Genomic DNA, 14,043 nt, shown 5'->3' on the forward strand with positions numbered 1-14,043 from the left:
GCGCCGTTTCGTGTTGTCGGCCCGCGGCGCGCTCGAGTTGTCGACAAGTCTATGACGTGCAGCGATGAAGCGCCGTTGTCGCCCTGTCGCATCACTGATAGCATTTGCCTGATCTTGCACCGCTTTGCCGATTTTGCAGCGAGGTAGAGGGCGACCCGCATGCAGCGCAACAGCGCACGGGCGGGGGGGGAGATGATCGGGGAGCACCGCCATGACAGGCACCACACGGCAGACGCATTCGTGACGCGGCCGGGCACTTTGCGCCCCGATCCGTTGCCCCATTCGCGCAGCGCGGCAGCGATGCTGCTGGCGGCAGTGGTGGCTGGCTGCACCAGCCTTGCGCCCGCCATGCCCGACATCGCGAGCGTGCAGAGCGTGCCCGAACGCTGGGTGCTGGCCGAACCGGGCCGGACTGCGATCCCGCTCGGCACCTATTGGACCATGCTGGGCGATCCGCTGGTCGACCAATTTGTCGCGCGCGCGCGCAGCGAAAACCTCGATCTTGCGCAAGGCGCGGCGCGGTTGCGGCTGGCGCGTGCGGGCTTGCGGCAGGCGCGCGCCGACCGCGTGCCGACGATCACCGCCAGCGGCGGCGCGCGGCGCGATGTCGGCGATCTGGCGCAAGATGATGTCGTGTTCAGCGCAGGCGCGGACGCATCGTGGGAAGCGGACCTGTTCGGCCGGATCGATGCCTCGATCGGCGCGGCGCGGGGCGATCTGGCTGCGGCAGGCTATTCGCTTGCCGATGTCGAGCGGGCGATCGTCGCCACGGTCGCGGCGCAGACGGTCAACGCGCGCACGCTGGCCGCGCAGCTAGCGATCGCGCGCGAGACGCTGGCGGTGCAGGACGACAATCTCCAGATCGCCCGCTGGCGCAATCAGGCGGGGCTGGTGAGCAGCCTCGATGTCGAACAGGCGCGCACCCAGCGCGCGCAGACCGCGGCCTCGATCCCGCAGCTCGAGAGCAGCCTCGCGGCGACCGCCAATGCGATTTCGACGCTCATCGGAGAGCCGCCGGGCGCGGTATACCGCGCGCTCGAAGGCGGCACGCGCGCAATTCCCGCGCCGCCGGCCGGCGTGGCGCTGGAGGCACCCGCCGATACGCTGCGCCGCCGTCCCGATGTGGCGGGGGCCGAAGCGCGGCTGGCGGCGGATCTGCAGCGCGTCGGCGTGGCGCGCACGCAGTTGCTGCCGCTTGCCCGCCTGTCGGGTTCGATCGGCACCAGCGCGGTCAGTCCGGGCGATCTGCTCGACCTCGTCACGGGCAATATCTTTGCCGGAATTTCGCAACTGATCTTCGATGGCGGGCGGGCGCGCAGCCAGATCGGGGGCGCGCGCGCCAACGCCGATGGCTCGCTTGCCGTGTGGCGACAGGCGATCCTAACCGCGCTTGAGGAGGTCGAGAGCGCCAGCGTCGATCTCGACGCCAGCGCCGAGCAGGTCGCTGAACTGACCGAAGCAAGCGAAGGCGCGCAGAATGCCGCGATCCTCGCGCGCAGCCAGTATCAGGCGGGGCTGATCGATTTCCAGCGGCTGCTGGTGAGCGAAAGCCAGCTTCTGTCCGCGCGCACCGCGCTCGCCAATGCGCAAGGCGCGCGTGCGGTCGCCTTCATCACGCTGGCGCGCGCGATGGGCGGCGGCTGGCAAGTGCCGGACGGCGCGGGAATTGAACAATCTGCGGCGAAGGAGCCGACCCAGTGAATGACACCGCGACCCCTGCCGATCAGCCGAGCGTCGACGAATTTCTGGGCACCAAGCCTGTGCCCCGCTGGCGCCGGACGATGAAATACTGGCTGCCCGGCATCGGTCTTGTGCTGCTCGCGCTTCTGATCGCGCGCTGCACGGCTGATGCGCCGCCGCCCGAATATGTGACCGAGCCGGTGACTCGCGAATCGCTGTCGCTGTCGGTCACCGCGACGGGCAATCTGCGCCCCACCAACCAGATCGAGGTCGGCGCCGAGGTCACCGGCCCGATCGACGAGGTGCTGGTCGACGTCAACGACCGCGTCACCAGGGGTCAGGTGATCGCGGTGATCAACACCGAGATCATCGACCAGCAGATCGCGCAGGCGCGCGCCAACACCAACGCCGCACGCGCCGCGGCGGCGCAGGCGCAGGCGACGCTCGATATCGACCGGGTGCAGCTTGCCCGGCTTGAGGACGTGCGCCGCCTGTCGGGCGGGCGCGTGCCTTCGCAGATCGAGCTCGATCAGGCGAAAGCCGCGGTCGAGCGGGACAAGGCCGCGGTTGCATCGGCGCGCGCCAATATCGACGCGGCGCAGGCGATTTTGAACGGCAACCTCACCACGCGCTCGCGTGCGGTGATCCGCTCGCCCGTCAACGGCGTGGTGCTCGCCCGCCGGATCGAACCGGGGCAGACCGTGGTCGCCGCTTTCAACACCGTCACGCTGTTCGTGATTGCCGAAGACCTGTCCGAAATGCAGCTGCGCGTCGGGGTCGACGAAGCGGACGTGGGGCAGGTCGCCGCAGGGCAGCAGGCGACCTTCACGGTCGATGCCTATCCGGGCAAGCGTTTCCCCGCGACGCTGCAACGCGTCGATCTTGCCTCGCGCAGCACGGTCGAAGGCAGCACCGGCGCGAGCGGCGCGGCAGCCGCTGCAGGCGCGGGCGGATCGGTGGTCAGCTACGAAGCGCGGCTGATCGTGCGCAACACCGAAGGCCTCCTGCGCCCGGGGATGACCGCAACCGCCACCATCGCCACGCAGAACACCGGCTCTGCGCTGCTGGTCCCCAACGCCGCGCTGCGGTTCAAACCCGAAGCCAAGGGTGAGGAGGAAGGCGGGGTGTTCCGGCCGCAGTGGGGGCTCGACGATCAGAAACAGCAAGCCACCATCGGCGAAGGCAGCCGCCAGCAGGTGCAGGTGGTGCAGGCCGACGGCAGCCTGAAAGCGGTCGAAGTAATTACTGGCCGCAGCGACGGGCGGCGCACCGTGGTCCGCTCGAGCGCATTGAAGCCCGGAATGAAGGTCGTCACCGGCGTGAAAGCAGAAACAAAGTGACCCCAGCCGCGCCCGCAGACCCGCTGATCCAGCTTGAAGGGATCACCAAGACCTTCGGCAGCGGGGCGGCGGCGTTTCAGGCGCTGAAGGGCGTCGACCTCACCATCAATCGCGGCGAATTTGTCGCGGTGATGGGGCCTTCGGGCTCGGGCAAATCGACCACGATGAACATCCTCGGCTGCCTTGATGTGCCCAGCGGAGGCGTGTTCCGGTTTCGCGGGGTGGAGGTGCAGAAACTCGACCGCGATCAGCGGAGCCTTCTGCGGCGTCGCTATCTCGGCTTCGTCTTTCAGGGGTTCAACCTGCTCGCGCGCACGACCGCGCTGGAGAACGTCGAACTGCCGCTGGTCTATCGGGGGACAAGCAAGGCTGCGCGGCGCGAGGCGGCGATGCGCGCGCTCGATCAGGTGGGGCTGGCGCCCTGGGCCGATCACACGCCCGCCGAACTTTCGGGCGGGCAGCAGCAGCGTGTCGCGATCGCGCGCGCGCTGGTGACGCAGCCCGACGTGCTGCTCGCCGACGAGCCCACCGGCAATCTCGACAGCGAACGCTCGGTCGAGATCATGGAATTGCTGCGGCGGCTGAACGGGGAGGGGATCACGATCCTCATGGTCACCCACGAGGAAGACATGGCGGCCTTTGCCGGCACGATCGTGCGCTTCCGCGACGGGCTGGTCGAACGGATCGACCGCGGCGCCACTGCCATGGCTGAGGGCCGCGCCTGATGCTCGGCACCACGATCCTGCTCGCGCTGCGCGAGATCCGTCGGCATATCCTGCGTTCGATCCTGACGACGCTGGGGATCATCATCGGGGTGGCCGCGGTGGTGACGATGGTGACGGTGGGCAACGGGGTGACCGCCAAGGTACAAGGCCAGATATCGGCATTGGGGGCGAGCAATTTCATCATCTTTCCGGTGCGCACCACACGCGGCGCGCCGCGTCCATTCGACGAGGCGGATGTCCGCGCGGTCTCGCAGCAGATCGCGGGCGTCGATATCGCGGCGGGCAATGTCGGGGCCAGCGTGACCGCGTTTTACAATGGGCAGGATTGGGACACGCGCGTGCAGGGCGGCAACAACGACCTGCTCGAAGCGCAGTCGATCACGCTGTCCGAAGGCCGCCTGTTCACCGCGCAGGAACAGGAAGCAGGCAACGCGGTCTGCCTGCTCGGCCTCAAGGTGCGCGATGCGATCTTCCCCGCCGGCACCAGCCCCGTGGGCGCGCGGATGCGGCTGGACGATGTCTCGTGCGACGTGATCGGCGTGATGGAGGAACGCGGGCAGGGCGGCGGCGGCGCGGATGACGACGATACGGTCTACATGCCGCTCAAAACCGTGCAGCGCCGCTTCAAGGGCAACGACAAGCTCGATTTCTTCGTGGTCAAATACGATCCGGCCTACGAAGCCAGGACGATCCAGGATTCGCTGGTCGCGCTGCTGCGCGAACGCCGCTTGTTGCAGGGCGCGGAGCCCAACGACTTCAACGTGATCGACACAGCCCAGGTCAATCAGGCACTGGGCGCGGCGACCGGGGCGCTGACCGCGATGGTGGCGATCATCGCCTCGATCAGCCTGCTGGTCGGCGGGATCGGGATCATGAACATCATGCTGGTCAGCGTCACCGAACGCACCCGCGAGATCGGCATCCGACTCGCGATCGGCGCCTTGGCGCGCGAGGTGCGGCTGCAATTCCTGACCGAAGCGGTGGTGCTGTGCGCGCTGGGCGGACTTGCGGGCATCGCGCTGGGCTTTGTCGCGTCCCTCGGGCTGGCGACGGCGATCGATGTGCCGTTCACCTTCGATCCGGTGATCAACGTGGTAAGCTTCGTGTTTGCCGCAGGCATGGGGATCGTGTTCGGATACTACCCCGCCAGCCGCGCTTCGAAGCTCGACCCGATCGACGCGCTGCGCCACGAATAGCGGGGCCGCCCGGCGCGCGCGGCCCCGCGTTCGCGTCTAGTCGAAACCGACGAAGCGCGCGGCCTCGCTCACATCGCGGCGCGTGATGGTGACAGGGTTCGCCGGAAAGTCGGGATCGGGCCAGCCCATCGCGACGGCTTTCATGATCACCTGATCATCGGGGATGCCGGCGTGTTCGCGCACCACCGGGCTCTGCATGATCCCTTGCGAATTGATGACGCAGCCCAGCCCCTTGCTCCACGCCGCATTGACCAGCGCGGTGGTGACCGCGCCGCAATCGAACACCGTATCGTCGGCATCGCCCAGCTCCCTGTCGTAGGTGATGATCACGCAGACGGGCGCATCGAACTGGCGGAAACCGCGCAGCACCCAGTCCTGCCGCGCGTCCTTGTCGTCGCGGGCGATCCCCATTGCTTCGAACAGCTGGATCGCGCAGCCGACCTGCCGGTCGCGGTGGACACCCTGAAACGGCTGACCCTTGCGGAATTCGCGGCTGTCGGGTTCGCCCGCCAGAATCCGCTCGGTGTTGCCCTTGCGGATCCGGTCCAGCGGCTCGCCGCTGATGACGTGGAAATGATAGGGCTGCGTGTTCATCGACGAGGGCGAGCGCATCGCCATCTGGAGGATTTCCTCGATCAGCGCACGCGGCACCTCACGTGCGAGATAGCCGCGGATCGAGCGCCGCCCGGTCACCACTTCGGCATAAGTCTGGTCAGGCGTTCCGCTCATCATGCTCTCCCTTGCATTTTGCCGCATCGGCTAGCGCAAGGGAGATGGGATGCAAAGGGGTCAGCGCCGCGCGGCGAGCGATCCGCCAATGACAATATCGTCATTACCGTCGACGATGCGGAAGCTGAAGGCGAGCCCGGCTTCGCGTCCTTGCGGCCCGAAGAACCAGCCGGAAAAGCCGCCGCCGACCGACCCGTCGGGCTGCCGGTTGAGCGGTGCCGCGAAGGTCTGCTGGGTGCCGTCAATGCCCGACTGTCCGGCATAAGTGCCCAGCGGGGTGGTGGTCGGTGCCAGCGCACCGCCGGCGAGGAATTCGCGCCCGATGATCGTCAGGCTGACGTTGACTGCGCCGGTGGTGGGGTTTGCGGAGATTGACGCGGTGCTCTCGCTGATATCAAACTGCCGCCGGGTGCCAAGCGTGCGGTCGGTGATGAACACGGTTCCGGCATAAGTGAACTGCGTATAGGAAATCGGTGTCGCCGGACGATCGTTGAGCCGCGTGGGCACCCCGATGATGCAGAATGCGTTGGTGGTCAGCGTGCCCGGGCGGGTCAGAACACGCGTCGAGCGCAGATATTCGGCGTTGGTCGTGCCGATTGTTGGCTGGGTGATCGCAAACCGGTTGCCGAACCCGTTGGCCCCGACCTGGCGATAGGCAACCGTGTTGGGCTGCGCGGTGGTGACGACATCGCCTGGGCCGAAGACCAGCGCATAATCGACACCATCTTGCGACCGGCTGGCTATGCGCCAACTGTTGGTGGCCGCCTGGAAATCGTGGTCGATCGCCAGCGGGAAGGTGCTCGACCGGATGAAACCGACATCGGGCATGATGCCAAAGTTGCCGAACTGGTCGGTTGTGCCGGCACAGGCGCTGGAGAACTGCTGATCGCCGGTGAGCTGCGCGAACGTCGAATAGGTCGGCGTTGGCGTAGGAGTGGGAGTGGGTGTCGGCGTTGGTGTGGGGGTTGGAGTGGGGCCGCCGCCGGTGGGAGGCGGGGAGCCGCCGCTGTCGCCGCCGCCGCATGATGCAAGCGCCAGTGCGAGAGCCGCGCTCGTCAGAAAACGTCCGATCATCAAGAATCTCCCCCGAGAATATGTTGCCGAGGGAGATTCTAATGGCGCGCAACTAAGGGACAACCCCTATTCGCAGGCTGGGCACTTTATGCGGGGCGGAAGTGCTCATGCCGCCTCGGCCAGCCCGAGATCGAGCCGATCCCAGATTTCCACCAGCGCCGCGGTCAACTCGTCCATCATCGCCTCGGTGTGGTGCGGCCCCGGCGTGAAGCGCAGGCGCTCGGTCCCGCGCGGCACGGTGGGGAAGTTGATCGGCTGCACATAGACGCCGTATTCGGCGAGCAGGATGTCGCTGATCTTCTTGGCGCGCACCGGATCGCCCACCATCAGGGGCACGATGTGGGTGACCGAATCCATCACCGGCAGGCCGTTTTCGGCGAATTTCAGCTTGAGCATCGCGGCGGCGCGTTGCTGCGCGTTGCGCTCGACCGCGCTCTCTTTCAGGTGCCGGACGCTCGCCAGCACGCCCGCCACCAACACCGGCGAAAGCGAGGTCGTGAAGATGAAGCCCGGCGCATAGGAACGGATGCAATCGACCACCTTGGTGCTCGCCGCGATATAGCCGCCCATCACGCCGAACGCCTTGCCCAGCGTGCCTTCGATGATGTCGATCCGGTGCGCGGCATTGTCGCGTTCGGAAATCCCGCCGCCGCGCGCGCCATACATGCCGACCGCGTGAACTTCGTCGATATAGGTCAGCGCGTTGTATTTCTCGGCAAGGTCGCAGATCGCGTGGATCGGGGCGACATCGCCGTCCATCGAATAGACGCTTTCGAAGGCGATCAGCTTGGGCGTGTCGATATTGACGCTCGCCAGCAGTTCTTCCAAGTGCGCCACGTCATTGTGGCGGAACACCTTCTTCTCGCAGCCCGAATTGCGGATGCCGGCGATCATGCTCGCGTGGTTCAATTCGTCCGAGAAAATCACGCAGCCCGGCAAGAGCTTGGCCAGCGTCGACAATGTCGCATCGTTCGAGACATAGCCCGACGTGAACAGCAGCGCGGTGTCCTTGCCGTGGAGGTCGGCGAGCTCGCGTTCCAGTTCGACATGGAGGTGCGTGTTGCCGCCGATGTTGCGCGTGCCGCCCGAGCCTGCGCCGACATCGTGCAGCGCGGCTTCCATCGCGCCGATCACCTTGTCGTGCTGGCCCATGCACAGGTAGTCGTTGGAACACCACACCGTGATCGGCTTGGGGCCGTTATGCCCGTGAAAACAGCGCGCATTGGGATAGGCGCCCTTGTTGCGCATGATGTCGATGAAGACGCGGTAACGGCCTTCCTCGTGCAGCCGGTCGATCGCGGAATCGAAGATCTGGTCGTAGTTCAAGTCCGTCTCGCTCCTCTCGCGGGCCGACCTTAGGTGGGGGCGGGCGCGGGGTTCCTGCCGTGGATCTGTTGTCCGGCCATAACGCCCGAAAGGGCGGTTGGTTGCGCGCTTATTTAAGGCGGCGGGAAGGCTTTTGCTATGCCGATCTTTGCGAGCGTTTCGCAAGGCGTGGTGCGGATTTCAGAACACCTCCGCCGCGCCGAACCCGCGCGCCGCCAGCGCATCGGCAAGCCCGTCAGCGCCTGACAGCGGGCCGGTCACGACAAAGCGGTTGGCGGCGGGCGGGGCGAAGTCCTGCCCTTCGAGCAGATGCGCAATCCGCCGCGCAATGCCCGCCGCGCCGTCCACCTGCCGCACGTCCGGCCCGAAAGCATCGGCCAGTTCGTCCTCGAGCAGCGGGAAATGCGTGCAGGCGAGGACCAGCGTGTCGATCCGGTCGGCCCCCGCCATCGCGGTCAGCCGGTCGCGGACATCCGCGATCAGCGCCGGATCGACGGCGCGCCCGCGCAGTTTGGCTTCGGCGGCCTGCACCAGACCCGGCGCAGCGATCCGCAGCAGACGCTTGCCGCCCGCAAACGCGGCTTCGAGATCGTCGACATAGGCCTGCCGGATCGTCGCTTCGGTGCCAACGAGGCCGATCGTGCCGGTCCGCGTCAGCGCGGCGGCGGGCTTGATCGCGGGCACTGTGCCCACCACGGGGATTTCAAGCACATCGCGCACCATGCCAAGCGCGATCGTGCTGGCGGTGTTGCAGGCGATGCAGGCGAGCCGCGGCTGGAAGCGTTCGGCCATCCGCCCGAGCAACCCGGCCACCCGCGCGGCGATCTGCGCTTCGGTTTTGGTGCCATAGGGCAGGCCGGCAAGATCGGCGGCATAGATCACCGGCGCCTGCGGCAGCACCTTGCGCAAGCCATCATAGACGGTCAGCCCGCCGACCCCGGAATCGAACAGCAGGATGGGGGAGGAGGCTGCGACGTTCAAAAAAATCTCCGTGTCACGGCGGGCATGCGGCCAGCCTGACTTTCTTTTGCCTTACCGGGCGCTAGAAGAAGTGGAAAGGCCGGGCAAGCGCCCGCGATGGGATGGGAATTGATGGACGTCGTTTTTGCCGCACTTCTGGGTTTTGCGCTGGGTTCTATCCCCTTCGGATTGATCCTCACCCGCGCGGCCGGGCTGGGCGATGTGCGCCAGATCGGCAGCGGTTCGATCGGCGCAACCAATGTGCTGCGCACCGGCAACAAGGGGCTGGCCGCGGCAACCGTGCTGCTCGATGCATTGAAGGCCGTCATCCCGGTGCTGGTGGCCAAATCCGTCTGGCCCGGCACGGAGGGCATTGCCGCGGTCGCCGCGGTGGCAGGGCATTGCTTCACCCCCTGGCTCGCCTTCAAGGGTGGCAAGGGCTTCGCCAGCGCCGCGGGCGCCTTGGCCGCGCTGGCATGGCCGGTGATGCTGCTGTGCGCAGGGATCTGGGCGCTGACGCTGTTTCTCAGCCGGATTTCGAGCGTGTCCTCGCTGGTCAGCGTGATTGCCGCGCCGATCGCGGCATGGGCGCTGGGCTACCCGCAGGTGATCGCCCCGCTGCTGGCGATCGCCGCGATCGTCATCGTCCAGCACCGCGCCAACATCGGCCGGCTGATGCGCGGGGAGGAGCCGCGCGTCGGCGCGTCCGCCAAATGATCGCGGGCATCATCTGATGGAGAGCACGGGGTCGCAGCCAGCCGCTCTCAACCAGGCCGAAGCCTTCGCGCGCATTCGCCTGCTGCGTTCGCCCAATATCGGGCCGGTCAGCTATCGCCAATTGCTCGCGCGGTTCGGCAGCGCGGGCGCGGCGCTCGAAGCGCTCCCCGATCTCGCCAGCCGGGGGAGGGGGCCGTATCGCCCGGCCAGCGCCCAAAGCATCGAGCGCGAAGTCGCCGCTTTGCGCAGCAGCGGCGGGCGTTACGTGTTTCACGACCAACCCGATTACCCGGCGCTGCTGGGGGAAATCGCCAGCGCGCCGCCGATCCTTACCTGCCGCGGCAATCTCGCGCTCGCCAGCCAGCCCTGCGTCGCGCTGGTCGGTGCGCGCAATGCCAGCGCTGCGGCGGTCAAACTCGCCCGCGATTTCGCCGCGGCGCTGGCGGAGGAGGGCTTCACCGTCGTCTCGGGGCTGGCGCGCGGGATTGACGGCGGCGCGCACGAAGGCGCATTTCCCCGCACGATCGGCGTGATCGCCAGCGGGATCGACATCGCCTATCCGCCGCAGCACGCCGACCTTCAGGAGCGCATAGCGAGCCACGGCCTGCTGATCGCCGAACAGCCGCCGGGCACCGAGCCGCGCGGGCGGCATTTCCCTTCGCGCAACCGCATCATCGCCGGGCTGGCGCTGGGCACGCTGGTGGTCGAGGCCGCGCCGCAATCGGGCAGCCTCATCACCGCGCGGCTGGCGGGCGAGGCGGGGCGCGAGGTGATGGCGATCCCCGGCTCGCCGCTGGATGCGCGCAGTCTGGGATGCAACCAACTGATCCGCGACGGCGCGGTGCTGGTGCAATCGCCGTCGGAGGTCGCCGAACTGCTGCAAGGCTTCACCGGCGCGCCGCGCTCGCGGTTCCGGGTGGCGGAGGATGCGCAGGACTTCGACTACGCCCAACTGGCAACGCTCGACTGGGGCGAAGCGCGCGCCGATCTGTCGCACGATCTCGCCAGCCTCGTCACCCACACCCCGATCGCGCTCGACGAGCTGATCCGCCAGACCGGCGCGCCTGCCGGCCATGTCCACATGGCGCTGCTCGAACTCGAACTCGCCGGCGATCTGCTGCGCGAGACGGATGGCATGGTGCGGCGTTTGGTGTAGCAGGCGCGCACGACAAGCCTCTTGACGGTTTTGCCCGGCGCGGCCCACCCTCGCGCACACGTACACGTAAGGACCTCTTCTTCAGCCCATGCAGCTCGTCATCGTCGAATCCCCCGCCAAAGCGAAAACCATCGAGAAATATCTCGGCAAGGACTTCAAGGTTCTCGCGTCCTATGGCCACGTCCGCGATCTGCCGCCCAAGGATGGCAGCGTGAAGCCCGACGAGGACTTCGCGATGGACTGGGAACTCTACCGCGACAAGCAGAGCCGCTTCAAGGAAATCGCCGACGCGGCCAAGGGCGCCAGCCGCCTCGTTCTCGCCACCGACCCTGATCGTGAGGGCGAGGCGATCAGCTGGCACGTGCAGGAGCTGCTGAAGAAGCGGAAAAGCCTGCCCGCCAAGGTCGACCGCGTCACCTTCAACGCGATCACCAAGCAGGCGGTGACCGAGGCGATGACCCGCCCGCGTGACCTCGATCAACCGCTGATCGATGCCTATCTCGCGCGCCGCGCGCTCGACTATCTGTTCGGCTTCACCCTGTCGCCGGTGCTGTGGCGCAAGCTGCCGGGCGCAAAATCGGCGGGCCGCGTGCAATCGGTCGCGCTGCGTCTGATCGTCGAGCGCGAGCGCGAGATCGAGGCCTTCCGCGCGGACGAATACTGGAGCGTGGTCGCGCGCCTGATGCACGATGGCACCGCGTTCGATGCGCGCCTCGTCAAGTTCCGCGGCGAAAAGCTTGAGCGCCTGAGCCTCGGCACCGAGGGCATCGCCATGGAAGCCAAGGCCGCGGTCGAAGCCGGGCGTTTCACTGTCGAAGGCGTGGAGACCAAACCGGTCAAGCGCAACCCCGCGCCGCCGTTCACCACCTCGACGCTGCAACAGGAAGCCGCGCGCAAACTGGGCTATTCGGCGCAGCACACGATGCGGCTGGCGCAGAGCCTCTATGAAGCGGGCGCGATCACCTACATGCGGACCGACGGCGTGCAGATGGACATGAGCGCGATCCACGCCGCGCGCGATGCGATCGCGGCGCGCTTCAGCCCCGACTATCGCCCCGAAAAGCCGCGGATGTATTCGACCAAGGCCAAGAACGCGCAGGAAGCGCACGAGGCCATCCGTCCGACCGATTTCACCCGCGAACGTGCCGGCACGGGCGACGAGGCGAAGCTGTACGACCTCATCTTCAAGCGCGCGATGGCGAGCCAGATGGCGACCGCGCTGCTCGAACGCACCACGGTCACGCTGCGCGATCCGACCGGGCAGCACGAACTGCGCGCCACCGGACAGGTGGTGAAATTTCCGGGCTTCCTTGCGGTCTATCAGGAAAGCTTCGACGACAGCGATGACGAGGACGGCAGTCTGCTGCCCGTGCTGAAAAACGGCGATCTGCCCGCCAAGCGCAGCGTCGATGCGACCCAGCACTTCACCCAGCCGCCGCCGCGCTTTTCCGAAGCGTCGCTGGTCAAGCGGCTGGAGGAACTCGGCATCGGGCGCCCATCGACCTATGCCTCGACCATCCAGACCCTGCGCGACCGCGCCTATGTGCGGGTGGAGAAGAACCGCTTTTTCGCCGAGGAATCGGGCCGTCTCCTGACCGCTTTTCTCGAACGCTTCTTCCCGACCTATGTCGCCTATGATTTCACCGCCGGGATGGAGGACGAGCTCGATGTCGTCTCCGACGGGCGCGAGGAATACAAGGTGCTGCTCGAACGGTTCTGGCGCGATTTCAAGCCCAAGGCCGACGAGGTGATGGAGAAGCTACCCTCGGAAGTGACCGAGGCGCTCGACGAATATCTCGCCGATTTCCTGTTCCCCCCGCGCGAGGACGGCAGCGACCCGCGCGCCTGCCCGCTGTGCGCGGCCGAAGGGCGCGATGGCGGCAGGCTGGCGCTGCGCGGCGGCAAGTTCGGTGCGTTCGTGGCCTGCGCCAACTATCCCGAATGCAAATACACCCGCCGCTTTGCCCAGCCGGGCGCTGATGGCGGGGACGGGGCCGAAGACGGGATCATGGGCCAGCATCCCGAAACCGGCGAGAACATTCTGCGCAAGACCGGGCGGTTCGGCCCCTACGTCGAAATGGGCGAGGGCAAGGAAGCCAAGCGCGCGAGCATCCCCAAGGATCTCGACGATTTTGATCTCGACTGGGCGGTGAAACTGCTGGGCCTGCCGCGCATCATCGGCGCGCACCCCGAGACCGCGCTCGAGATCGAGGCGAATATCGGGCGTTACGGGCCTTACCTGCGGCATGACGGCAAGTATGGCCGGCTCACCAATACCCGCGAGGTCTTCGAGGTAGGGATGAACCGCGCGGTCGATATCCTCGCGCAGGCCGCCACCCGCGGCGGCGCGGCGCGCGGCAAGTCCGAACCCATCGCCACGCTCGGCGCGCACCCCACCAGCGGGGGCGAGATCAAGGTGATGCCGGGCCGCTATGGCCCCTATGTCACCGACGGCACCACCAACGCGACGATCGCGCGCGACATGAAGCCCGAGGACGTGACGCTCGCCATCGCGATCGAACTGATCGATGCGCGCGCGGCGAAAGGCCCGGCCAAGGGCAAGAAAAAGAAGGCCGCTCCCAAGAAAGCGCCCGCCAAGAAGCCTGCGGCAAAGAAGGCGGCGGCAAAAAAACCGGCGGCCAAGAAGGCGCCCGCCAAGAAGCCCGCGGCAAAGAAGGCCACGCCTGCGACGAACTGAGGTCGGGAGCGGCGCAAAACGCCGCTCCGCCTTGTCCGCGTTGACAAAACATAAAGCATTTGCCCCCTAAAAATGGCGCCAGACAAAGGGCTGCGCCGTGATCGAAATCGAAGTCCAGAACGAAACCCACCAATCCCAGAGCCGCATCCGCTTTGCCGCGGTGCCGCGGATCGGCGAAGGCCTGCGCCTGCGCGAACCCGATGGCATGTGGGCGAGCTACGACGTCATCGACGTGTGGTATCAGAAAGCCGAATTCGGCGATGTATGGATGCCCTATCTCCATGTCCGTGTGACCCCGGGCGAAATGGTCGGCACGATCGAAGCCGATCGCTTCTCGGACGATTACGCCGCGCAGGGCCTGCACCAGCAAGGCTTCGACCAGCCCGCCTACGATCAGGGCTTCGATCAGCCGGCCTATGCCGCGATGGGCGGAGGGCGCTAG

12 protein-coding genes are annotated in these 14,043 nt (G+C 66.9%); 8 read left to right on the forward strand and 4 right to left on the reverse strand.

Annotated elements, in window-relative coordinates; genetic code table 11:
• The first annotated feature begins 159 nt into the window (after positions 1-159).
• The 4 genes from A9D12_RS10790 to A9D12_RS10805 are packed head-to-tail and all read left to right on the forward strand — an operon-like array spanning position 160 to position 4,941.
• Entirely contained in the window at positions 160-1,701 is a 1,542-nt protein-coding gene (locus A9D12_RS10790) for an efflux transporter outer membrane subunit (protein ID WP_231889604.1), read from the forward strand.
• Positions 1,698-3,020 (forward strand): efflux RND transporter periplasmic adaptor subunit, encoded by a 1,323-nt coding sequence (locus A9D12_RS10795; protein ID WP_068351749.1) that lies wholly within the window; start codon positions 1,698-1,700, stop codon positions 3,018-3,020. Before A9D12_RS10790 ends, A9D12_RS10795 begins: the two co-directional genes overlap by 4 nt.
• Positions 3,017-3,745, forward strand: coding sequence for an ABC transporter ATP-binding protein (locus A9D12_RS10800; protein ID WP_068351750.1), 729 nt, complete (start codon positions 3,017-3,019; stop codon positions 3,743-3,745). Before A9D12_RS10795 ends, A9D12_RS10800 begins: the two co-directional genes overlap by 4 nt.
• On the forward strand, positions 3,745-4,941 hold the full coding sequence (locus A9D12_RS10805) for an ABC transporter permease (RefSeq protein ID WP_068351752.1): 1,197 nt from the start codon (positions 3,745-3,747) through the stop codon (positions 4,939-4,941). The genes A9D12_RS10800 and A9D12_RS10805 overlap by 1 nt, the downstream gene beginning before the upstream one ends.
• 36 nt (positions 4,942-4,977) lie before the next feature.
• Here A9D12_RS10805 and A9D12_RS10810 read toward each other — a convergent pair whose 3' ends face one another.
• The 4 genes from A9D12_RS10810 to murI form a co-directional block, all read right to left on the reverse strand.
• On the reverse strand, positions 4,978-5,670 hold the full coding sequence (locus A9D12_RS10810) for a nitroreductase (RefSeq protein ID WP_068354320.1): 693 nt from the start codon (positions 5,668-5,670) through the stop codon (positions 4,978-4,980).
• Positions 5,671-5,730: 60 nt separating this feature from the next.
• Positions 5,731-6,744, reverse strand: coding sequence for a hypothetical protein (locus tag A9D12_RS10815; protein WP_082925529.1), 1,014 nt, complete (start codon positions 6,742-6,744; stop codon positions 5,731-5,733).
• A gap of 105 nt (positions 6,745-6,849) precedes the next feature.
• On the reverse strand, positions 6,850-8,070 hold the full coding sequence (hemA, locus tag A9D12_RS10820) for a 5-aminolevulinate synthase (protein WP_068351755.1): 1,221 nt from the start codon (positions 8,068-8,070) through the stop codon (positions 6,850-6,852).
• A 180-nt stretch (positions 8,071-8,250) separates the two neighbouring features.
• Complete coding sequence (gene murI, locus A9D12_RS10825; protein WP_068351757.1) at positions 8,251-9,051, reverse strand: glutamate racemase; 801 nt, start codon at positions 9,049-9,051, stop codon at positions 8,251-8,253.
• A 111-nt stretch (positions 9,052-9,162) separates the two neighbouring features.
• On the opposite strand from murI, the gene plsY reads away from it, so the two are divergent.
• The 4 genes from plsY (at position 9,163) to A9D12_RS15045 (ending at position 14,043) form a co-directional block, all read left to right on the forward strand.
• The gene (plsY, locus tag A9D12_RS10830; RefSeq protein WP_068354323.1) at positions 9,163-9,747 is read left to right on the forward strand and encodes a glycerol-3-phosphate 1-O-acyltransferase PlsY; all 585 of its coding nucleotides are present in this window, start codon (positions 9,163-9,165) and stop codon (positions 9,745-9,747) included.
• Positions 9,748-9,763: 16 nt separating this feature from the next.
• Positions 9,764-10,903, forward strand: coding sequence for a DNA-processing protein DprA (gene dprA, locus A9D12_RS10835; RefSeq protein ID WP_068351759.1), 1,140 nt, complete (start codon positions 9,764-9,766; stop codon positions 10,901-10,903).
• 88 nt (positions 10,904-10,991) lie between these two features.
• Positions 10,992-13,601, forward strand: coding sequence for a type I DNA topoisomerase (topA, locus tag A9D12_RS10840; RefSeq protein ID WP_068351761.1), 2,610 nt, complete (start codon positions 10,992-10,994; stop codon positions 13,599-13,601).
• 97 nt (positions 13,602-13,698) lie between these two features.
• The gene (locus tag A9D12_RS15045; protein ID WP_231889605.1) at positions 13,699-14,043 is read left to right on the forward strand and encodes a hypothetical protein; all 345 of its coding nucleotides are present in this window, start codon (positions 13,699-13,701) and stop codon (positions 14,041-14,043) included.

Origin of the sequence: Erythrobacter neustonensis, from assembly GCF_001663175.1 — a bacterium.
In the GTDB taxonomy this organism is placed as follows: Bacteria; Pseudomonadota; Alphaproteobacteria; order Sphingomonadales; family Sphingomonadaceae; genus Erythrobacter; species Erythrobacter neustonensis.